At 65.1% G+C, this 21425-nt stretch carries 22 protein-coding genes; 15 read left to right on the forward strand and 7 right to left on the reverse strand.

Annotated features, from left to right (window positions below):
* The first annotated feature begins 75 nt into the window (after window positions 1-75).
* Window positions 76-312, forward strand: coding sequence for a hypothetical protein (locus HBE63_RS03220; RefSeq protein WP_166903217.1), 237 nt, complete (start codon window positions 76-78; stop codon window positions 310-312).
* 1 nt (window position 313) lies between these two features.
* Here HBE63_RS03220 and HBE63_RS03225 read toward each other — a convergent pair whose 3' ends face one another.
* The 5 genes from HBE63_RS03225 to HBE63_RS03245 form a co-directional block, all read right to left on the reverse strand.
* Complete coding sequence (locus HBE63_RS03225) at window positions 314-541, reverse strand: hypothetical protein (RefSeq protein WP_234927067.1); 228 nt, start codon at window positions 539-541, stop codon at window positions 314-316.
* A gap of 111 nt (window positions 542-652) precedes the next feature.
* Entirely contained in the window at window positions 653-1291 is a 639-nt protein-coding gene (locus tag HBE63_RS03230) for a nucleoside triphosphate pyrophosphatase (protein WP_166903219.1), read from the reverse strand.
* A gap of 10 nt (window positions 1292-1301) precedes the next feature.
* Complete coding sequence (locus HBE63_RS03235) at window positions 1302-1574, reverse strand: acyl-CoA carboxylase subunit epsilon (protein ID WP_166903221.1); 273 nt, start codon at window positions 1572-1574, stop codon at window positions 1302-1304.
* Entirely contained in the window at window positions 1571-3199 is a 1629-nt protein-coding gene (locus HBE63_RS03240; protein WP_166903223.1) for an acyl-CoA carboxylase subunit beta, read from the reverse strand. The genes HBE63_RS03235 and HBE63_RS03240 overlap by 4 nt, the downstream gene beginning before the upstream one ends.
* A gap of 126 nt (window positions 3200-3325) precedes the next feature.
* Window positions 3326-3946, reverse strand: coding sequence for a hypothetical protein (locus tag HBE63_RS03245; protein ID WP_166903225.1), 621 nt, complete (start codon window positions 3944-3946; stop codon window positions 3326-3328).
* Between the two features lie 645 nt (window positions 3947-4591).
* Between HBE63_RS03245 and HBE63_RS03250 the strand changes: the two genes are divergently transcribed.
* Genes HBE63_RS03250 through HBE63_RS03275 form a run of 6 tightly spaced genes read left to right on the forward strand, consistent with a single transcriptional unit; the run spans window position 4592 to window position 10869 of the window.
* The gene (locus HBE63_RS03250) at window positions 4592-5161 is read left to right on the forward strand and encodes a DapH/DapD/GlmU-related protein (RefSeq protein ID WP_166903227.1); all 570 of its coding nucleotides are present in this window, start codon (window positions 4592-4594) and stop codon (window positions 5159-5161) included.
* A complete protein-coding gene (locus HBE63_RS03255) occupies window positions 5152-6384 on the forward strand; it encodes a WcaI family glycosyltransferase (protein ID WP_166903229.1) in 1233 nt (410 codons plus the stop codon). Before HBE63_RS03250 ends, HBE63_RS03255 begins: the two co-directional genes overlap by 10 nt.
* 11 nt (window positions 6385-6395) lie before the next feature.
* Window positions 6396-7643 (forward strand): hypothetical protein, encoded by a 1248-nt coding sequence (locus tag HBE63_RS03260; protein ID WP_166903231.1) that lies wholly within the window; start codon window positions 6396-6398, stop codon window positions 7641-7643.
* Between the two features lies 1 nt (window position 7644).
* Window positions 7645-9090: a hypothetical protein gene (locus HBE63_RS03265; RefSeq protein ID WP_166903232.1), complete on the forward strand. Its 1446-nt coding sequence runs from the start codon at window positions 7645-7647 to the stop codon at window positions 9088-9090.
* Entirely contained in the window at window positions 9083-10282 is a 1200-nt protein-coding gene (locus tag HBE63_RS03270; RefSeq protein WP_166903234.1) for a glycosyltransferase, read from the forward strand. Before HBE63_RS03265 ends, HBE63_RS03270 begins: the two co-directional genes overlap by 8 nt.
* Before the next feature lie 11 nt (window positions 10283-10293).
* Window positions 10294-10869, forward strand: a complete 576-nt coding sequence (locus tag HBE63_RS03275; protein WP_243858476.1) for a YdcF family protein — start codon at window positions 10294-10296, stop codon at window positions 10867-10869.
* A gap of 9 nt (window positions 10870-10878) precedes the next feature.
* Here the strand turns inward: HBE63_RS03275 and HBE63_RS03280 are convergent, their stop codons facing one another.
* Both HBE63_RS03280 and HBE63_RS03285 read right to left on the reverse strand, forming a co-directional pair.
* On the reverse strand, window positions 10879-11268 hold the full coding sequence (locus HBE63_RS03280) for a hypothetical protein (RefSeq protein WP_166903238.1): 390 nt from the start codon (window positions 11266-11268) through the stop codon (window positions 10879-10881).
* Window positions 11265-11519: a hypothetical protein gene (locus tag HBE63_RS03285; protein ID WP_166903240.1), complete on the reverse strand. Its 255-nt coding sequence runs from the start codon at window positions 11517-11519 to the stop codon at window positions 11265-11267. The genes HBE63_RS03280 and HBE63_RS03285 overlap by 4 nt, the downstream gene beginning before the upstream one ends.
* Before the next feature lie 446 nt (window positions 11520-11965).
* On the opposite strand from HBE63_RS03285, the gene HBE63_RS03290 reads away from it, so the two are divergent.
* The 8 genes from HBE63_RS03290 (at window position 11966) to HBE63_RS03325 (ending at window position 21360) form a co-directional block, all read left to right on the forward strand.
* A complete protein-coding gene (locus tag HBE63_RS03290; protein WP_166903242.1) occupies window positions 11966-13426 on the forward strand; it encodes a sugar transferase in 1461 nt (486 codons plus the stop codon).
* A 59-nt stretch (window positions 13427-13485) separates the two neighbouring features.
* The gene (gene gmd / locus HBE63_RS03295; RefSeq protein WP_166903244.1) at window positions 13486-14520 is read left to right on the forward strand and encodes a GDP-mannose 4,6-dehydratase; all 1035 of its coding nucleotides are present in this window, start codon (window positions 13486-13488) and stop codon (window positions 14518-14520) included.
* Window positions 14521-14599: 79 nt separating this feature from the next.
* Window positions 14600-15511 (forward strand): GDP-L-fucose synthase, encoded by a 912-nt coding sequence (locus HBE63_RS03300; protein WP_243858679.1) that lies wholly within the window; start codon window positions 14600-14602, stop codon window positions 15509-15511.
* Between the two features lie 157 nt (window positions 15512-15668).
* Window positions 15669-17327, forward strand: a complete 1659-nt coding sequence (locus HBE63_RS03305; RefSeq protein ID WP_166903248.1) for an AMP-binding protein — start codon at window positions 15669-15671, stop codon at window positions 17325-17327.
* Window positions 17328-17337: 10 nt separating this feature from the next.
* A complete protein-coding gene (locus tag HBE63_RS03310; protein ID WP_166903250.1) occupies window positions 17338-18885 on the forward strand; it encodes an FAD-binding protein in 1548 nt (515 codons plus the stop codon).
* Window positions 18878-20008 (forward strand): Rieske 2Fe-2S domain-containing protein, encoded by a 1131-nt coding sequence (locus HBE63_RS03315; RefSeq protein WP_166903252.1) that lies wholly within the window; start codon window positions 18878-18880, stop codon window positions 20006-20008. Before HBE63_RS03310 ends, HBE63_RS03315 begins: the two co-directional genes overlap by 8 nt.
* Window positions 20009-20031: 23 nt before the next feature.
* Window positions 20032-20832, forward strand: a complete 801-nt coding sequence (locus tag HBE63_RS03320) for a biotin--[acetyl-CoA-carboxylase] ligase (RefSeq protein WP_166903254.1) — start codon at window positions 20032-20034, stop codon at window positions 20830-20832.
* Between the two features lie 9 nt (window positions 20833-20841).
* A complete protein-coding gene (locus tag HBE63_RS03325; RefSeq protein ID WP_166903256.1) occupies window positions 20842-21360 on the forward strand; it encodes a PH domain-containing protein in 519 nt (172 codons plus the stop codon).
* Window positions 21361-21425: the final 65 nt, after the last annotated feature.

The raw sequence follows: 21425 nt of genomic DNA on the forward strand, positions 1-21425 counted from the left end.
GCCTTAGGCTTACGGCCGTGGGAGTTGCGATCCTGTGTCAGTCGATATGCGCCAAAAGGTGTCAATCCGGCGCCGGTGAAGGCCTATCTGAGCTGGGCGCCCGATGTGCCGCAAGTCGACAGTGCCGCTTCGGACCGATGCACCGTCCGCGACATCGGGCAGACGAACGAGATCAAATCGGAAACCCTCTACGTCGAGCCGGGGGTGGGACTGGTCACCGACTCGCCCATCGTCGACACGCACGGAACGGTGCTGATGCCCGCCAAGCCCGGCAACGCGGTGCCGAAACTCGACGCACCGCCCAGGCGCTGAGCTACGCGGTGAATGCCACCTCGTAGGCCACGGCGAAGCGGCGGGCGCCATTGTTGGCGCGGAAGAGTGAGCCACCGTTCTGAGACCAGGTCACCACGCGCAGCAATCGCTTACCCGGAGACAGGCGCTTGGAGATGATGTCGGCGAATGCGGCGCGCAGCCGCTCGAGGTCGCATGTTTCGAAGTCGCGTGCTACGCGAACATCCCACATTGTTTCTTCGACTGGCATCGGCCCAGTGTCAACCCGTGGTTGAGACTATTCGGGACGTCGGCGCGGCGTGCCGCCGTCCAGAAGGTTGCAATTTGGTCACTGCAGTCACACGGCGCCGCGGTAAGGCGGTCAGAGCGGCGCGCCGGCCGCCCACAGATCTGCGATGGAAAGCTCTGCCGCAGCAAGCATCCGGCGCAGCAGCGGCAGGCTCAGCCCGATCACGTTGGACGGGTCACCGTCGATGCCGTCGACGAACCAGCCGCCGAGCCCGTCGAGCGTGAATCCGCCTGCGACACCGAGTGGTTCACCGCTGCGCAGATACGCTTCCAGATCCGCTTCGGTAGGCGAGCCGAAATGCACTGCGGTGACTCCGGTGTCGACGATGCGGTGGCTGACCGACCCATCGCGGACGACGAGCACGGCATGACCGGAGTACAGCTGGGCCGTCCGGCCCGACATGGCCTGCCATTGTCGCCGTGCGGTATCGACGTCTCCGGGCTTACCGCACAACCGTCGGTCGAGAAACAGCATCGAGTCACAACCGATGACGACGCAGTCCGCGGCGATGGCGGCGGGAACCTGGGTGAGCACTTCGTCGGCCTTGGCCGCGGCCAATCCGCTCACCACCCGCTCGGGTGGGGCATCGGCCAACGATGCGATGACGGCATCCTCGTCGACCCCTGACACCACCACCAACGGATCGAGGCCGGCCTGGCGCAGAACGCCAAGCCGGCCCGTCGATGCCGAACCCAGGACGACCCGGGTCATTCAGTGCTCACTAGCGCCGCATGTGGGTGCGTTCCCACAGCGTGATGCGCTGCCAGCTGTAGATCGAGTAGCGCAGCTTGTCCACCGGGTGCCCCCACAGGTTGCGATCCCGCACCACGGGGCCGGCGTCGCCGCCACCTGCGGTACCGAGGACAGCCATCAGCGCGGCCATCTCCGCATCGGTGGGCTGACCGCGCAGCACCTTGATGTGTGCCTCGTGGTTGGCTTGCTGATCAGCCTGAGCCTCGTCGGTGGCGACGTCGGCCTGTACTTCAGCGCTCACAGGGGAATGTTCCCGTGCTTCTTCGGCGGCATCTGAATGATCTTGCGCTCCAACAGCCGCAGCGCATTGGCCACGTACCCGCGGGTGTGCGACGGCGGGATGACCGCGTCGACGTATCCGCGCTCGGCCGCGATGTACGGGTTGACCAGAGTGTCCTCGTAGGTCTGCTGGAGCTCCAGGCGCAGCGCGTCGACGTCTTCGCCATTCTTGGCGGCTTCCTTGAGCTGCGAACGGTAGACGAAGCCCACCGCGCCCGAGGCGCCCATCACGGCGATCTGGGCTGTCGGCCAGGCCACCACCACGTCGGCGCCCATGTCCTTGGAACCCATCACGCAGTACGCGCCGCCGTAGGACTTGCGGGTGATGACGGTGATCTTGGCGACCGTGGCCTCGCCGTAGGCGTAGAGCAGCTTGGCGCCGCGACGGATGATGCCGTTGTACTCCTGGTCGGTGCCGGGCAGGAAGCCAGGGACGTCGACCAGCAGCACGATCGGGATGTTGAAGCAGTCGCAGGTCCGGATGAACCGGGCGGCCTTCTCCGAGGCGTTGATGTCGAGGCAGCCGGCGAACTGGGTGGGCTGGTTGGCGACGATGCCCACTGGGCGGCCGTCGACCCGGCCGAAGCCGATCAGGATGTTGCCGGCGTACCCGGCCTGCACCTCGAGGAACTCGTCGTCGTCGAGTAGGCGGGTGATGACCTCGTGCATGTCGTACGGCTGATTCGGGGAATCCGGGATCAGCGTGTCGAGCTCGATGTCCTCGTCGGTCAGGGTCTCCTCGATCGAGCCCTGCGCGGCGGCCACCGGGTAGTGCGGCGGCTCGGCGTAGTTGTTCGGGGGCAGGAAGCTCAGCAGATCGCGGACGTACTCGAAGGCGTCCTGCTCGCCGGAGGCGACGTAGTGCGCGGTGCCGGACTTGGCCATGTGGGTGTGGGCGCCGCCCAGCTCCTCCATGGTGACGTCCTCGCCGGTGACGGTCTTGATGACGTCCGGGCCGGTGATGAACATCTGGCTGGTCTGGTCGACCATGACGATGAAGTCGGTCAGGGCGGGGGAGTAGACGTGCCCACCGGCCGCGGCACCCATGATCAGCGAGATCTGCGGGATGACACCCGAGGCCTTGATGTTGTTGTGGAAGATCCGGCTGTACAGGCCGAGCGAGACCACACCCTCCTGGATGCGGGCGCCGGCGCCGTCGTTGATACCGATCAGCGGGCGGCCGGTCTTGATGGCCAGCTCCTGGACCTTGACGATCTTCTCGCCGTAGACCTCACCGAGGCTGCCGCCGAACACGGTGGCGTCCTGGCTGAAGATGCAGACGTCGCGGCCGTCGATGGTGCCGTAGCCGGTGATCACACCGTCGCCCAGCGGCCGGTTGCTCTCCAGGCCGAAGTTGGTGCTGCGGTGCTTGGCCAGCGCGTCGAGTTCGACGAACGACCCCTCGTCGAGCAGGGCAAGGATGCGCTCGCGGGCGGTCAGCTTGCCCTTGGCGTGGACCTTCTCCACGGCGGCTTCGCCGACGGGATGCAGCGTCTCCTCGGCCCGCCTCTTGAGATCAGCCAGCTTGCCTGCAGTGGTGTGGATGTCCACCTGGTGCTCGGCGGACGGCTCGGTAACGCTCGTCATGGGTCCCGATGCTATCGGTAACCCTAAGACTGGTCTAAGAGAGGTCGGCGTGGCGCGTGTCACATCCGCCTGGTCGGAAACGCGCCGACGCTTGGAGCAAACCGGCTCGCGGTGCCTGCAGGCCGGTCAGCGACTGGGGAGTTCGGTGTCGAGTTCACTACTGGACCGGTCCTCGGGCAGCACTCCCATCGGGCTGTCGATGACATGTTCGGTCATGCTCAGCGTGTTGCGGTCGAAGTACGCACCTTCCGTCTCCCGTTTCCATGTTGCCGGCGACCCGGCGTACAGCCCGCGCTTCGACTCGGGTGCCGATCCCCGGGTCATGGTCGAGTTGGCAGCCAAGAGCGATTGATCGGGAAGGCGGCTGTCCTTCAGCATCACGGCTCGGCTGCCGACCAATGAGTGGTGCCCGACGGTTATCCGGCCGACCGTCTGTCTCTTGTGGGCGAAATCGGGCTCGTGGGTTTGCAGGAGGCAGCGGTTTCCGCCCACCGCGGCGTACTCGCGGAGGATGATGGTGCCGGAGCAGTCCGCGTAGTGCCTGCTGCCCAGCTTCGCGCCATAACCGACGTACAACGTCCCGGCCCTCGCGTCAATTTGCTGGAAGGCGGGGTGCGCGGAAATCCAATTCCACGATTCCATCGCTGCGTGGTCGTCGAAACGGACCAAACCCAACCCACGGACGACATTGAATGCTCCGATCCGAACACCTTCGCCGAGCTCGAATCGCCCAACGTTGCGCACCACGGTCGGTCCAATTCTGGCCGTACCGGCAATTCGGTGACCGAATAGCCGTAGTGCGCGGTTCTTGAACGACGACGGCGGAAGGAGTAGCCAGCAAAGCATTTCTAGCATCGGCACGCCTTTCTGCGTAAGGGGCGGGATGGCGGACATCGTCGGGTGGTCACTGCCGAATCTACTGAAACCGCCCAGCTCTCACGTTGACCCTGGCGACAGATTGTGGGGCGCATCACGGTGGCGTCGCGATGCGGTACGCGTCGGACATCTGTGCGGGCACGGGTGGTTCCGAGTATGTCAGGACGGCGAGCCGAAGCTGTTTTCCCATGCTCTACCAGGCTATTTGGGACTCTTCATTCGGGAGTGAGCCGCTGTCGGAGAGCCGGGGACATCGAGCGGCCGACCGCGCGCCGATCTGCGGGCGGGTGCGAGATCGCGTGCTGTTGCGTAGGGTCGGGACGTCACACCAGCGTTGAAGACACTGGGTGTCCACGATCTGAACCAGCGACCGGGATCGTAGCCAAAATTGCCGGTAGGCGCCGGGGATGTCCGACAAGCAAACATTGTCATGTCGCGTATTCGCGCATTTTGTTATGGACCTCCGCGTGCCGACAAGGGGACGGGAGTTTTCAACTGATCGCGCCAATGTCATCAATGCCATCGAGCGAGCCACCGTCCACCGGCAATGAGTTCTCGCTCTCCGGCTTCACCGGCCAGGGCTATGACCGCGGTCGGAGTCTGCCAGTGCAGATCATTTGGCTGGTGGTTTCCCGCTCCGTTCTGTTCCGCTGGTGGATGCCGAACCGGGTACGGATAGCCGTACTGCGGGCATTCGGAGCCAGAGTCGGCGCTGGTGCGCTGATCCGCCACGGTGTCAGGATCCACTGGCCGTGGAAGCTCGAAGTGGGCGAGTGTTCGTGGATTGGTGAAGGCGCGTGGATTCTGAACCTGGAGAATGTCACGATCGGGTCGAATTCGTGTGTCTCCCAAGATGTTCTGCTGTGCACGGGCGGTCATGATCGTTACAGCCCGACATTCGAATTCGACAACGGGCCGATAGTGATAGGTGATCGGGTCTGGGTGGCTGCCCGCGCGACCGTGTTGCGGGGTGTGCGGATCGGCGACGGCGCCACAATCGCCGCGACCGCGCTTGTCTCCCAGGATGTTCCGGCCGGCGGCACCGTGTTTCCGCCGCGGTCGACGAAGGGGGCCGCATGCGGGTGACGATCATCGGCATCAACTACACGCCCGAAGTGACCGGAATAGCCCCGTACACCACCGGGATTGCTGAAGGCCTGGCCGAGCGTGGGCATGACGTCACGGTGATCACCGGGTTGCCGCACTACCCCCAGTGGCGTGTCACCGAACAGTACCGCGGCGTGCGGCGCTGTACCGAGGTAGTACGTGGCGTGACCGTGCACCGCGTCGGCCACTATGTGCCCGGCGAGCACAGTGCACTGGGGCGAATCCGGATGGAGGCCAGCTTCGGATCTGCTGCGGCCGCCCACAAGTGGGATGATCCCGATGTCGTCATCACGGTGAGTCCGGCGCTGCTGTCGGCCGCGCAGGCGGTGGCGCGGGCCCGGTTGTCGAAGACCCCGGTCGGGATCATCGTGCAGGACGTCTACAGCAAGGGCGTGGTGGAAACCGGGGCGGTCGGAGGGCGCCGCTCTGCCGCGGCGGCCGCACGGCTGGAATCGACGGTCCTTCGGTTGGCGACCGGCGTCGCGGTAATTCACCCCCGCTTTGCCGATTCTCTGGCCGAGATCGGCGTGAACAGTGACGATCTGACCGTCATCCGAAATTGGACCCATATCGACGGTGCTGCTCCGGTGAGCGGATCGTCGGCAGTGCGAGAGAAGTACGGGTGGCAGCCGAACGAAACCATCGTGATGCACACCGGAAATATGGGTGTGAAGCAAGGCCTTGAAAACGTCGTTGAGGCAGGGAAACTCGTCGGCGGACCGGACGACGACGGTCGGGACATTCGGTTTGTCCTGATCGGTGACGGTAACCAGCGTCGCATGCTCGACAACGCCGCCCGAGACGCCCCGGCGGTGCAACTGATCGACCCGTTGCCGGACGACGAGTTTCGCGCGGCGCTGGCCGCCGCCGACATCCTGCTCGTCAACGAGCGTCCCGGAGTGGGCGAGATGGCCGTTCCGAGCAAGCTGACGTCGTACTTCGTTGCAGCCAAGCCGATTCTCGCCGCCACCGACCGGACCAGCGGAAGTGCCGAAGAGCTGCGCGCGTCCGGAGCTGGACTTGTCATTCCGCCGGGCGACCCGACGGCCCTCGTCGAGTCGGTGCGACAGCTGGCTGCCGACGAACAGAGCCGGCAGCGATTCGGCTCCTGCGGCGCACGGTATGCCCGCGAGCGCCTCGATGGGGCCAACGCGGTTGCGGAGTACGAGAAGTGGGTCAGCGATCTGGTATCCGGCAGGTGAGGGCTACCGGGATGAATACGCAGGTAAGTCGCAACGACTGCTTCTACGCCGGACAGCCGGCCACCTATCTGGTCGGCCCGTTGGAGCGGGTGCTCCCCGTGCCGCTGCTCAGAACGCGGCTGCAGACCATCGCGGCGGCGGGACCGCAGAACCGCCTCGGTTTGCGCCCGAGCCGCACGTCGCGCCACTGGGAATTCGACCCGGAGTGCGACAGGGTGGTGCTGACCAGCGGCCCGGCCCCGGATATGACCGACCCCGGCCGGGCGCTAATGGACCTGTTGGCCGATGGTCCGGCGATTCCGCCGGCTACCCTGCATGTCCACATCGCCGACGGCTGGCTGTTCTTGAATTTCGACCACGGTCTCGGTGGCGGACGGCTGTTCAGCGAGGTGATCGCGGCGGCCGGCGCGGAAGGTCACGGATTCAGTGAACCTGCACCCGTCGCGGGGACCCGCAACCCCGGCCTGCGTGCGTTGGCACATACCGTGCGCAAACAGCCGATGCGGCTGCTGCGGGCCCTGGATGAACCGCTGCGCCGCAGTGCCGCAGTGGTTCCCACCGGGAAATTCGATGAGCGAGAAGCGTTGGCATACGTCCGAAGCCGACCCGGCTTCCTCGAAACGGTACGGGCGAGCCGCGACAAATGTCTGCCACGCGCACCGCTGGCGGCGCTCATCCTCTCGGCCTTCATGGACGGACTGCACAGCCACGGAATAACACCGGAGGACGAAGTCGGCCTCCTGGTCGATCTGGGCCGGTACCTTCCGCCCGGGGCGGGCACCTTGGCGAACTTCGTCGGCATCGCGCCCATACAGATCGCGCCGCCGTACGATCCGGCCGGGGTAGCCCGTGCGATGAACGACTACACGCACGGAGGCCGAGCCCTTATCCGGTACGGCATGGCATATGCGGCGCGGCTCCGGGCCCGCCCGGCTGAGCTTCCCCGTTGGCAGACGAACAGCCGAAAGGCCCGGATCGTCGTGACGGACCACGCCAACTCGGCGGCAGGCAGCAAGATTTCCTGGGCGGCAACGCCGGACGGTCATCACTTCGTCCGTAAGGCCCCGGTGCGTTACGCCAACCAAATCTCGTTGGCGATCAACCGCGTCGGCTCCGAGCTGCATCTCACCGCGTCGTACTACGCCGGCACCTTCGACCCGGGGAAGATCACGGCCGTCCTTGACCGGATCGTGGCAGCGGATTCGCCTCTGATGCGCATGGAACAGATTGCGACACCGAGCAGTCGGGCGGTGCGGTGAGATGGCTCGGATACCCATACCGTCGAGTCAGAGCGGCCCCCAGGGACGCTCGATAGGGGTCATCACCACTGCCGACCAGGTGTTGTCGAGTGCCAGCAACGCGCTGATGGTCTTTGCGGTGGCACAAGTTTCACCGGCCGAGCAGTTCGGGATCGTCGCCCTGCTCGTCACGGTGGCCACCACCTGGATCGGCTTCAATCGGGGTGCGCTGGGCACCGCGCTGCTGCTGACCAGCAACATGCACCGGCGCGAGGTATCGGCCGAAGGTGGGTACGCGACCAGCTGGTCGCTGGTGACATCGGTTGTCGCGGGCGCAGTATTGCTGGTCCTGTCCTGCGTTTTCGGTCAACTCTGGATCGGTGTGGCGTTTGCCGTGAGCGTGGTCGCCGTGCTGGCGCAGGATGTGCTGCGATTTGTCGCCATCGCGCAAGCCAGGCCGCTCGTCGCGGCCGTCTGCGATGGGTTGTGGGTGGCGTGGATCTTGGCCATCTACCTGATCAACCTGATCGGCTCTGGGATGTCGGCCGCGGGCACTGTGTATCTGTGGGGCGCGGGGGGACTCGTTTCGGCGCTGGTGCTGATGCGGGTGCTGCGGACCAGGCCACGGGGCCATCGCCTCGTCGGGTGGTGGCGCACGTACGATCGTGCTCGGCTGAGATTCGGAATTGTTTACGCGCTCAACCAGGTTGGTGCCACCCTCGTGACGCTGACCGTCACGGTTGTCATCAGCGGCACGGCGGCGGCCGGTCTGCGCGGCGCCGCGACACTGTTCGGGCCGATTGCGATGCTGGTGTCGGCGTTGCCGTTGGTGTTCGTGCCGCATGTCCGCCGCGCTGCGTCGTCGGCCGGTGAGCAGTGGCGGGTACTGGTCAAGACATCCATGGCGACATCCGGGTTGACCGTGGCGGCCGGCGTGTGCCTGGCCGTCGTCCCAAGCCGGCTGGGCTCGGCCATCCTGGGGGACACCTGGACATACGCGTCCGCGCTCGTCGTCTATCTCGGGATCGAGTGCGCGGCGATGTGCTGGATGGTCAGTGTCTACAGCTTCTTCCAGGCGCACGGCATGAGCAGGACAGTGTTACGGGTCAAGCTGTTCCAGATCGGTCTGCAACTCGGCCTGTGCGTGTGTGCCGGACTGGCCATCGGCACGGCGGTCGCCATCGCCATCTCCCTGGCTGTGTCTGGCATCCTCGCCGCCGTGGTCGGTGTTGGGCTGGCCTGGCGCGTCGTGCGGCGCGAAGCGACCGAGCATCCCCCTCCTGCCGAGGAGGCGACGGAGACGATCGAAAGCCCCGCCGGCGGCGGTGCTGTCAGCGTGGCGCAACGACAGCGGTCGCGGTACGGCGATACCGTCGAGCTGCAAAAACCGTTGGAACAGAACGGGTTTGCGTGGCCCACGGTTGATGTCCTCGAAGCGGAGATGAGAGGCCACAGATCTGATGAGTGACGAGTTCAGCGGGACGGGCCACCCGCAACCGGCGGTGCTGCAGGTGGTAACGCTGATCACGCCGGATGGCGCCTACGGCGGTCCGGTCAGAGTGGCGTTCAACCAGTCCCGACAACTGCGTGCGGCCGGTCATCGCACCATGGTCGCGGGCGGGGTACGCGGCTATCGGAAGATCCCCACCGCGCTCGACGGGATTCCGGTCCGACTCGCGAAGGCGCGCAGCATCATTCCCATGCTGGGGTTCTCCGGCATGATCGCTCCCGCACTGCTCGGCTGGATGGTGTTGAACCGCAGGTCCTTCGACGTGATCCACGTACACCTGGCGCGCGATCTGATCACGCTGCCGGCGGCCGTGATGGCGCTGATATTGCGGAAACGGCTGGTCGTGCAGACACACGGAATGATCGCCGACAGCAGCCATCCGATCGCGCCGCTCCTGGACCGCGTTCTGACCAGGCCGATCCTCCGCCGAGCAGCCGCTGTCCTGTACCTGACCGTCGAGGAGCGGGTCGCCTTGTCGCGGGTGCAACCCGAGGCCGCGGTGCAACATCTTCCCAACGGTGTGCCCGGGTACGACGGGACCAGCACGGTGGGTAGTGGCGACCGGACGTCCGACCAGGTCGAGGTGCTGTACTTGGCGCGGCTGCAGTCACGCAAACGTCCCGTGCTCTTCGCGAAAACCGCCGCACGCCTTGTGGCCGAGGGGTGCGATGCGCGCTTCACCCTGGTCGGGCCTGACGAAGGCGAGGCGGCCCAGGTTCTCGAAACGATCATGCGATCAGGTACCCGGACCGACGAGATCCGTTGGGAGGGAGCGTTGCCACCCGACCGTACCGTGGCGCGGATGGCTGCTGCGTCCATCTACGTACTGCCGTCGGTCGACGAGCCCTTCCCGATGTCGGTGCTCGAGGCGATGTCTGTCGGATTGCCTGTGGTGATCACCGAGAGCTGTGGACTCGCGGAAACGGTGCGTGCATCCGGTAGCGGAATGGTGGTCGACGAATCGGAGGATTCCCTGATCGAGGCGATACGCATGTTGATCACCGACCAGCGGCTGCGCGAGCAGATGAGCGCTGCCGCGCGGCAGACGGCAGCTGCGGCCTTCAGCATGGAAGCCGTCGCGCGCGATCTGACTGCGGTCTACGATGGTCGCCGCCCGGTGGCGAATTCATGGGCTCGAGCCGAAAGTTGATGGGAGGACGATTGACTCGACGTGTACGCACCGCCGTGACCATCGTCGCCACTGCTGTCGTGGTGGTGCTGCTTCTCGTGGCGGCCGTCGGCACGATCGTGTTCCGCTACGCACCGGAAGACAACTTGCGTAAAGCCGATGCGGTGTTCGTGCTGGGCGGTGAGCACGATGGCCGTGAAGACTATGGCTTTCAGCTCGTTCGCGACGGCGTCGCCCCCGTGTTGGTGCTGTCCAACCCATACCGGTCGTCGGACCCGGTGATGAAAAAAGCGTGCAACCGGCATCCGCGAGGTGTCGAAGTGCTGTGCGTGCCGCCGAAACCTTCCACCACCCTCGGTGAGGCGAAGTTGATTCGGCAGTTGGCCCGCGAAAGAGGTTGGACCACTGTGGTGGTTGCCTCCTGGCAGTACCACCTTCCCCGGGCCCGCTTCATCTTCGAGCACTGTTTCTCATCCGCGGCAGACTCCACCGTGATGCGCGCAGTACCGCGGGAGTACCGCCTGTCTGCCGGCTCGTGGGAGTACACCTACCTGTACCAGTTCTTCGCGTTGGGCAAGGCAGTCATGGAGTCGAAGAAGTGTGACTGACGCGGCGAGTCACCACTTCAACTTGTACTGGACGCCCGCGAATACATAGACACTGAGATATCCGAGCATGGCAAATGCGCTGCAGTACATGGCGGTTAGCGCAAGTGTGCGTGCAGCCCGACGGATCGCCTGCCAGATGTGCTCGCGAGGTTCGATCGCGGCCAGGGGGAACAACACGGTGGTGAGGGGAGCCGCGGTTACCAACAATCCCTCGCCGACGAGCAGGACCGGCGGCGGCGAATCCATGGTTGTCTGCAGGGCAGTGAGACAACCCAGCAGGGCGCACACCACAGAGTTGATCGCAATGATGCGCCAGCGGTCGGCATTTCGATACAGGAAGGCCGCGGCCGGGGCGCCTACCGCGCCCCCCGCCGCGACCAGCAGCAGATCCGTGGTCACGGCAGGGTGCCCTCGCCTCGCGTAGTGGCGAATCTCGACCCCACCGCTGCTCCGCCGCACAGCCCGGCCAACGTGCACGCGGGTGCCAGCAGCAGCATTGCGAGTGCACCCAGCGCAGGCTGGTCGATGGCGAGCGCGTTATAGCCGCTGAGGCTGGCCGCGGCTCCGGCCATGCCCCAGATCAAGGACCGAAACTGTTGGCGCACCGGCCACGTGAGGACGGCACCCACCGCGCAACCGGAGATCGTCATTACGATCAGAGTGCTCAAAAGCAGATGGGCGGGCTTGTCCCATATCTCGATTATGAGATGGCGCACAACGGCTCCGGCTACGGCGCCCACAACGATCCACCGCAGCTGCCAACTGCCGGCAGAACTCGAGGTCATCATCGCTGATCAGGTTAACCGCCGTTGGCCGAACGTCGCGGTGTGGGTTGTCACAGCACCCGTTGTCACTGATTGCGTTGTCGCAGCGTGCGATCGGAAAAGCGAGCGGATCCGGGTCGTTTTGGGCCGGTCTGGCCGGAACCTGCCCGGCTGACGACGACGGCGAACTGTTAGATTGCAGACAGACCGCATAATCGATGTACGACGCCCAAGGTCGCGCGGTTTTGTTGTAAAGATTGTCGCAATTGCCGCGTTGAGTGGATTGCGAGGCATTTCCGCCGGCCATGGGCCGGGGAGGTGCACGATAAAAAATGACCGTCGTGACGATGCCGCGCGAAGTGTTCAAGCGCACTCGATGGCAACGGCAGTACCTGGTCAACATACTGATCACTGACGTCCTCGTGGTAGGCGCGGCGGTGGTGCTGGCACAATACGTTCGTTTCGGGCAAGCCCCGGATCTGTCTGGTACCGACGGATACATCACGTTCGTCTCGATTCTGTTCGGTGTCATCTGGCTGGGCGCGCTCTCGCTGTGTCGCACCAGGTCGGCGCGGGTCATCGGGGCTGGTGCCGAGGAGTACAAGCGTGTTGCATCCGCGTCGTTCTGGACCTTCGGGGGCATCGCGATCATCACGTTCCTACTTCAGCTTGAGATTGCGCGCGGCTACCTTGCGGTAGCGCTGCCCACCGGCACCGTGGCCTTGTGCCTGACCAGATGGCTGTGGCGTCGGTATCTCGCCAAGAAGCGGGCGGAGGGGCATTATCAGACGGCGGTGATGGCGATCGGTGACGCCGACGCGGTCACCTACCTCGCGCAGGAGCTGACCCGCGATCCACGCGCCGGATACGACGTTGTGGCAGTGGGGATTCCGGGGTACGGGGCGCCCGCGGGCGAGCGCCTCACCGTGGGCGACCGGGACATCCCGATCATGGGCGGCGAGGAGCATGTCCTGGACGCCATCCGAGAGTGCGGCGCTGACACGGTCGCCGTCACGGGCGTCGAAAACTTCGGCTACGACGGAATCCGGAAACTCATGTGGGACCTGGAGGCGATGGGAGTCGATCTCGTGGTGTCGCCGGGTGTGATGGATGTATCTGGCGCACGGTTGGAGATGCGGCCGGTAGCCGGGTTCCCGCTGGTACATGTCGAGAAGCCGCAGTACGACGGCGCAAAGCGATTCGAGAAACGGGCCTTTGACTTCGTTTTCGCGGCGTTCGCACTCGTTGTCGCCTCCCCGATCCTGCTGATCGCTGCGATCGCCATCAAGCTCGACAGTCGGGGATCGGTGTTCTACACGGCGGAACGCATCGGCATCGACGGTCGGCCGTTCGCCATGCTGAAATTCCGTACGATGGTTTCGGATGCCGATCGTCAACTGGAGAGTTTGCAAAACCTCAACGAGAGCTCCGGCGGCGTTCTCTTCAAGATCAAAGACGACCCGCGCGTCACGTCGGTGGGCAAGGTTCTCCGCCGGTTCAGCATCGATGAGCTGCCACAGTTCGTCAACGTGCTCAGGCAGGAGATGAGCGTCGTCGGTCCCCGCCCACCGCTGCGACAGGAGGTCGAAACCTACGATGGCGACGTCCAGCGCAGATTGCTGGTCAAGCCCGGTATCACCGGCCTGTGGCAGGTCAGCGGACGGGCGGACCTGTCTTGGCGGGAATCGGTGCGGTTAGACCTTTCCTATGTCGAGAACTGGTCGATGGTGGCCGACCTTGTCATCATCGCCAAGACCGTGCGGGCAGTGCTGCTCAGCCAAGGGGCGTACTGATCTCCAAAAGCAAATCCACCCAATGCGTTACGGGTGTACGAGATTAAGGAGAACACGCAGTGAAGCAGGCCAAGAAGAAAGCCCTGATCACCGGAATCACCGGTCAGGACGGTTCTTACCTGACCGAGTTCCTGCTCAACAAGGGTTACGAGGTACATGGACTGATTCGCCGGTCCTCGTCCTTCAACACCGCTCGGATCGATCATCTGTATGTCGACCCACACGATCCACACGCGCAACTGTTTTTGCACTACGGCGATCTCAGCGATGGGGCACGTCTGGTGACCCTGCTCAGCACCATCGAGCCGGACGAGGTGTACAACCTGGCCGCGCAATCGCATGTGCGGGTCAGCTTCGACGAACCCGAACACACCGGTGACACCACTGGTATCGGCTCCGCGCGACTGCTGGAGGCAGTGCGGATCTCGAAGGTCCCCTGCCGCTTCTATCAGGCCTCCAGTTCGGAGATGTTCGGTGGCTCACCCCCTCCGCAGAACGAGCAGACAAGTTTCTATCCGCGCTCGCCGTACGGCGCAGCCAAGGTGTACTCGTACTGGATGACCCGGAATTACCGCGAGGCTTATGGGATGTTCGCCGTCAACGGCATCTTGTTCAACCACGAATCACCGCGCCGCGGAGAGACTTTCGTGACGAGGAAGATCACCCGAGCCGCCGCGCGGATCAAAGCCGGCATCGATGAGCACCTCTACCTCGGCAACCTGGACGCGGTTCGCGACTGGGGTTACGCACCGGAATACGTCGAGGGGATGTGGCGGACGCTGCAGGCCGACGAGCCCGAAGACTACGTGCTGGCGACCGGCGACAACTACACCGTGCGCGACTTTCTCGTCGCCACATTCGAACATGCGGGCCTGGACTGGGAACGCCATGTGCGATTCGACGAGCGCTACCTGCGTCCCACCGAAGTCGACGCGCTGGTCGGCGACGCCACCAGGGCCGAGCAGTTGCTGGGCTGGCGGCCGTCCGTCCGCACACCGCAACTCGCGCAGATCATGGTGGAGGCCGATATCGCGCAGCTGGAATGCCAGGGCAAGCCATGGATCGATACGCCGGCCTTGGCGGGGTGGAGCTGAATTGCCGCCGAATGACAGCGTGACCACGACACCCCCGCTCGACCCCGCGGCGCCGACGTACATCGCCGGCCATCGGGGCATGGTCGGGTCGGCGATTCACCGGAAGTTGCGATCGGAGGGGTTTACCGATCTCATCGGCCGGTCGCACAGCGAGTTGGATCTGACCGACCGGGCGGCGACATTCGAGTTCTTCGCGAAAACTCAACCACCGGTGGTGGTTTTGGCGGCGGCTCGGGTCGGTGGAATCCTGGCGAACAAGACCTACCCGGTGGACTTCCTCTCCGAGAATCTGCGGATACAGACCAACGTGATGGACGCGGCGCTCAAGTACGGCACCCAGCGTCTGCTCTTTCTCGGATCGTCATGCATCTACCCGAAGCTGGCAGCACAGCCGATTACCGAAGATGCATTGCTGACCGGTTCCCTCGAGGAGACCAACGATGCCTACGCGATCGCGAAGATCGCCGGAATCGTGGCGGTCCAGGCGGTGCGACGGCAGTACGGCTTGCCGTGGATATCGGCGATGCCGACGAATCTGTACGGGCCCGGAGACAACTTCTCCCCGACGACCTCGCACGTCCTACCGGCCTTGATCCACCGGTACGAACAAGCGAACGAGAAGGGTGAGCCCCAGGTGACGAACTGGGGCACCGGCACCGTGCGCCGTGAGTTCATGCACGTCGACGACATGGCGTCGGCCTGTCTACATCTGCTGCAGCGGTTCGATGGGCCCCAACAGGTCAACGTGGGCACCGGGATAGACCACTCGATCCAAGAAACGGCGCAGATCGTCGCGGCCGCAGTGGGATACGAGGGGGAGACGGCCTGGGACACGAGCAAGCCCGACGGCACGCCACGCAAGCTGCTGGACATCAGCACCTTGCGGGACAGCGGCTGGCAACCGTCGATTTCGCTGCATGACGGGATCGAGCAGACCCTGGCGTGGTACCGGCAGAATCGGGCGGACGTCCGACGGGTAGCACTCGCGTGAGAGCCCGACGAAACCGGGCCGAGCGGCCACTTATGACACGCAATACCGCGATCCGCATGTCATAAGTGGCCACCCGACGAGCGTCGGGTGGACGATGATCTGGTGATGACCGAAGGCTGGATGAAGATGATCTATCCGGGCGCCGCCGCCGAAGCTCATGCCTGACGCTCGGACTGACATCGCGTCGCTGCTGCTCGACCGCGTCGGCGACCAACACCTCGGCCTGCGTACCCGCGATCGGGACTGGACCTGGGACGAGGTGGTCGCCGAGTCCGCCGCGCGTGGCGCGCTGGCACAGGCGATGCAGGTGGATGGCCCGTTGCACATCGGCGTGCTGCTGGACAACGTGCCGGATTTCCTGTTCTGGCTGGGTGGTGCGGCTCTGGTCGGGGCCACCGTTGTCGGAATCAACCCGACCCGAGGTGCTACCGAGTTGGCAGCCGAAATCCGGCTTGCCGATTGCCAATTGATCGTCACCGACTCCGCAGGCGCAGCGCGGCTGCGCAGTCTGGACCTCGGCCTGGCGCCCGAGCGGTTCCTCGTGGTCGACGGCCGGGACTACACCGCGCAACTCGACGCGCATCGCGTCACCCCCGCGGTCTCACCCGGGGTCACCGACGACTCCCTGATGCTGCTGCTGTTCACCTCGGGAACGACGGGCGCCTCCAAGGCGGTCATCTGCAGTCAGGGCCGGCTGGCCCGGATCGCCTACACAGCCGCCGAGAAATTCGGCCACGTGCGCGAAGACGTGGAGTACTGCTGCATGCCGCTGTTCCACGGCAACGCCATCATGGCGTTGTGGGCGCCGGCGCTGTCGGTGGGTGCCACCGTCTGTCTGACGCCATCGTTCTCGGCGTCCGGATTCCTCCCGGACGTGCGGTATTTCGGTGCCACTTTCTTCACCTACGTCGGCAAGGCGCTCGGTTACCTGATGGTCACCGCAGAACAACCTGACGATGCCGAGAACCCGTTGATCCGGGGCTTCGGTACCGAGGCGTCACCCGACGACCAGAACGAGTTCCGGCGCCGCTTCGACGCCGAACTGTTCGAAGGCTACGGCTCCAGCGAAGGCGGTGGGGCCGTGGTGCTGGCCCCGGACATGCCGCCGGGCGCTCTCGGCCGCCCGGCACACGACGGGGTGGCGATCGTCGACCCGGAATCACTGAATGACTGTGTGCCGGCAGTTTTCGATGAGCACGGCCGGGTGCTCAACTCCGATGATGCGGTGGGGGAGATCGTCGACAAGTTCGGCACCCGCACCTTCGAGGGGTACTACAAGAACGACGCGGCTAATGCCGAACGCATCCGTAACGGCTGGTACTGGACGGGTGATCTCGGCTATCTCGACGAGCAGGGGTTCATCTACTTCGCCGGCCGCCGTGGTGACTGGATCCGGGTGGACGGCGAGAACACCTCGGCGCTCAACATCGAGCGGGTACTGCGGCGTCATCCCGACGTGGTGGCAGCCGGCGTCTACGCGGTGCCCGATCCGCGCTCGGGTGATCAGGTGATGGCCGCGATCGAGGTGTCCGACCCCACCGGCTTCGACGCCGCGGCGTTCGGGACCTACCTGACCGACCAGAATGACCTGGGTGCCAAGGCAATTCCGCGATTCCTGCGGGTGTCGAAGAACCTGCCGGTCACCGGGTCCAACAAGGTGCTCAAACGTGAACTGCAACAGGAACGCTGGCACACCGGCGAGGTGGTGTACCGGTGGACGGGACGCGGCGAACCGGTGTATCGGGCCATGGGCGACGATGACAAGCAATCGTTGGACGCCGAGTTCAGGCAGTACGGGAGGCAGCGTTACATATGAGGCGGTTCGCATGAAATGGGATGAAGCGTGTGACGTCCTGGTCGCCGGATCGGGCGGTGGCGGCGTGGCCGGCGCCTACACCGCGGCCCGTGAAGGGCTGTCGGTGATCCTGGTGGAGGCCAGCGACAAATTCGGCGGCACCACAGCGTATTCCGGTGGCGGCGGGGTGTGGTTTCCGTGCAACCCGGTGCTCACCCGGGCCGGCACCGATGACACCATCGAGGACGCGCTGGAGTACTACCACGCCGTCGTGGGCGACCGTACCCCGCGGGAACTGCAGGACACCTACGTCCGCGGTGGCGCCGGACTGATCGAGTACCTCGAAGCAGATGACAACCTGAAGTTCGCGCCAATGCCGTGGCCTGACTATTTCGGCAAGGCGCCCAAGGCCCGGACCGACGGGCAACGCCACATCGCGGCTCGGCCGCTCAAGGTGGAGAAGGCCCCGCACCTGCGCGAGCTGGTGCGGGGGCCGCTCGACGCCGACCGGCTCGGCACCGAACAGCCCGACGACTACTTCATCGGCGGCCGGGCATTGATTGCCCGGTTCCTGAAAGCGATCGGGCAGTACCCGAAAGCGTCGCTGCGGCTCAACACCCCGCTGGTGGAGTTGGTGGTCGAGGACGGGGCCGTGACCGGTGCGATCGTCGAATCCGACGGCGAGCGCCACGCGATCCGGGCCCGACGCGGCGTGCTGCTCGCCGCGGGCGGATTCGAAGGCAACGATGAGCTGCGCCGTGAATACGGCGTGCCGGGCGTCGCCCGCGACACCATGGGGCCGCCGGCCAACCTGGGCCAGGCGCATCAGGCGGCGATGGCCGTCGGCGCCGACGTCGACCTGATGGAGCAGGCCTGGTGGTCCCCGGGCCTGACGCACCCCGACGGTCGCTCGGCGTTCGCGCTGTGGTTCACCGGCGGCATCTTCGTCGACCAGAACGGACAGCGTTTCGTCAACGAATCTGCCGCCTACGACCGTATCGGCCGGGCGATCCTGCCGCGGCTGGCCGATGGTTCGATGACGTTGCCGTACTGGATGATCTACGACGACCGGGAGGGGGAAGTCCCTCCGGTCAAGGCCACCAACGTCTCGATGGTCGACACGCAGCACTACGTCGACGCCGGTTTGTGGCACACCGCCGACACCCTGGAAGAGCTGGCCATCAAGATCGGCGTCCCGGCCGAGAACCTGACCGCCACCGTGACGCGCTTCAACGGCTTCGTCGACGCCGGCTCGGACGAGGATTTCGGCCGCGGCGACGAGGCCTACGACCGGGCCTTCTCCGGCGGCGCATCCCCACTCGTCGCGATCGAGAAGGGGCCTTTCCACGCCGCTGCCTTCGGTATCTCCGACCTCGGTACCAAGGGCGGGTTGCGTACCGACACCGCTGCCCGGGTACTCGACGTCGACGGGCAGGCGATCGCCGGACTGTATGCCGCGGGTAACACCATGGCCGCTCCCAGTGGCACCGCATATCCGGGCGGCGGAAATCCGATCGGAACCAGCATGCTGTTCAGCCACCTGGCGGTCAAAGACATGTTAGGGAAGACGTATGAGTGACATCCGGGAAATCGACGCCGGCACTGCGATGACGCGGTTCGCGCGCGGCTGGCACTGCGTCGGGCTCGCTGAATCGTTCCGTGACGGGCAGCCGCACGGCATCGAAGCGTTCGGCACCAAGCTCGTCATCTATGCCGACTCCGCCGGTGAACTGCATGTGCTCGACTCGTACTGCAGGCACATGGGCGGCGACCTGTCGATGGGGTCGGTCAAGGACGACAACCTGGCCTGCCCCTTCCATGACTGGCGTTGGGGCGGCGACGGAAAGTGCAAGCTGGTGCCGTATGCCAAGCGCACCCCGCGGCTGGCACGCACCCGTAAATGGCCCACGTCTGAGGTCAACGGTCAGCTGCTGGTCTGGCACGACCCGGAAGGTTCTGAGCCCGCTGCCGAGTTGATCCCGCCCACCATCGAGGGCTATGAGCAGGGCCTCTGGTCGCCGTGGCAATGGAATTCGCTCCTGATCGAAGGATCGCACTGCCGCGAGATCGTCGACAACAACGTCGACATGGCGCACTTCTTCTACATCCACCACGCCTACCCGACGTACTTCAAGAACGTGATCGAAGGTCACACCGCGAGCCAGTTCATGGAGTCCAAGCCACGTCCGGACTACGCCACCAGAGAGCTCTGGGACGGCACCTACCTGCGTTCGGAAGCTACGTATTTCGGCCCGGCATACATGATCAACTGGTTGCACAACGACCTCGCCCCGGACTTCACCGTCGAGATCGCCCTGATCAACTGTCACTACCCGGTGAGCCATGATTCGTTCGTGCTGCAGTGGGGTGTCGCGGTCCAGCAGAATCCCGCACTGCCGGCGGAGAAGGCCGAGAAACTCGCGGCGACGATGAGCCGGAGTTTCGGAGACGGCTTCATGGAGGACGTCGAGATCTGGAAACACAAGGCTCGCATCGACAACCCGTTGCTCACCGAGGAGGACGGGCCGGTGTACCACCATCGCCGGTGGTACGAGCAGTTCTATGTCGATGTCGCCGATGTCACGCCCGACATGACCGACCGCTTTGAGCAGGAGGTCGACACCACGCACGCCAACGAGCTCTGGCATCAGGAGGTCGCCGACAACCTGGCGGCCCTCAACACTGCGAAAGCCGCGCACTAGGCGCGCCCCGTAGGCTGGCCGCGATGAACACAAGGCCAGCGTTGGACGTGACGACCTTGCGCGACGGGCTCGACGCCCTGTCGTGGCGGCGCGTCGACATTGTCGAGGAGACCGGATCCACCAACGCCGATCTGCTGGCGCGGGCGGCGGCGGGGGAGGACATCGTCGGCGCGGTGTTGTTCGCCGAACATCAGAACGCCGGCCGCGGCCGGCACGGCAGGCACTGGTCGGCGCCGCCGCGCTCACAGGTGATCGTGTCCTTCGGCGTCGACGGGTCGGCGGTGCCCCCGAACCGTTGGGGGTGGCTGCCATTGGCCACGGGACTGGCGATCGTCGATGCGGTCGCAGAGGTCGCCGGGACGCGGGTCGGCCTGAAATGGCCGAACGACGTCCTCGTCGGTCCTGGCGGCGGAAAACTGGCCGGTATCCTCGCCGAGGTGGCCTCGCCCGCTCCGGTCATCGTTGTCGGCCTCGGCCTGAATGTGACGATGACTGCCGAGGAAGCGCCCGATCCTCGTGCTACCTCGCTCACTCAACTCGGCACGGCGACTGTGGACCGCGCGCCGCTGGCGCGGGCCCTGCTGCGGCATCTCGATGCCCGCATCACCAGCTGGCGCAACGATGATCCCTCGCTCGCCGCTGATTACCGGGCCCGCAGCGTCACCTTCGGCAGCCGGATCCGCGCGATCCTGCCCGGGGACAACACATTGGTGGGCACGGCCGTCGACGTCGACGATCTCGGGCGCCTGATCATCGACACCGCGACCGAACAGGTCACGTTGTCGGCGGGCGACATCACGCATCTGCGCCCTGAGGAGTCGTAGAGTTCTGCCGTGGGTTACCCGGAGAATGTGCTGGCCAAGGACGAGCAGGTGGTGCTGCATCGGCACCCGCACTGGAAACGCCTTATCGGCGCGGCCCTCGTCCTGATCCTGGCCACCGCGGCCTCGTCGTTCGTCGCTGCCGTGGTCAACACCATGGACTGGCAGGCCACCGCGAAGAACGTCCTGTTCATCGTGATCGGCGCGATCTGGCTCATCGTGGTCGGTTGGCTGACGGTCTGGCCGTTCCTGAACTGGTGGACCACGCATTTTGTCATCACCGATCGGCGGGTGATGTTCCGGCACGGCGTACTGACCCGCTCGGGCATCGACATTCCGCTCGCACGGATCAACAGTGTCGAGTTCCGCCACGGGCTGACCGACCGGCTCATGCGCACCGGCACTCTGATCATCGAATCGGCATCGCAGGATCCCCTGGAATTCCACGACATTCCGCGCGTGGAACAGGTGCATTCACTGCTGTATCACGAAGTTTTCGACACCCTGGGGTCCGAGGAGTCACCCAGCTGATCGTGTTTTCGCTGGACGGCCCGGCCAGTTGCCGCCACTCGGGCCAGTGGGTGTGGAATCCAGTG

It is taken from the genome of Mycobacterium sp. DL440 (genome assembly GCF_011745145.1).
In the GTDB taxonomy this organism is placed as follows: domain Bacteria; phylum Actinomycetota; class Actinomycetes; order Mycobacteriales; family Mycobacteriaceae; genus Mycobacterium.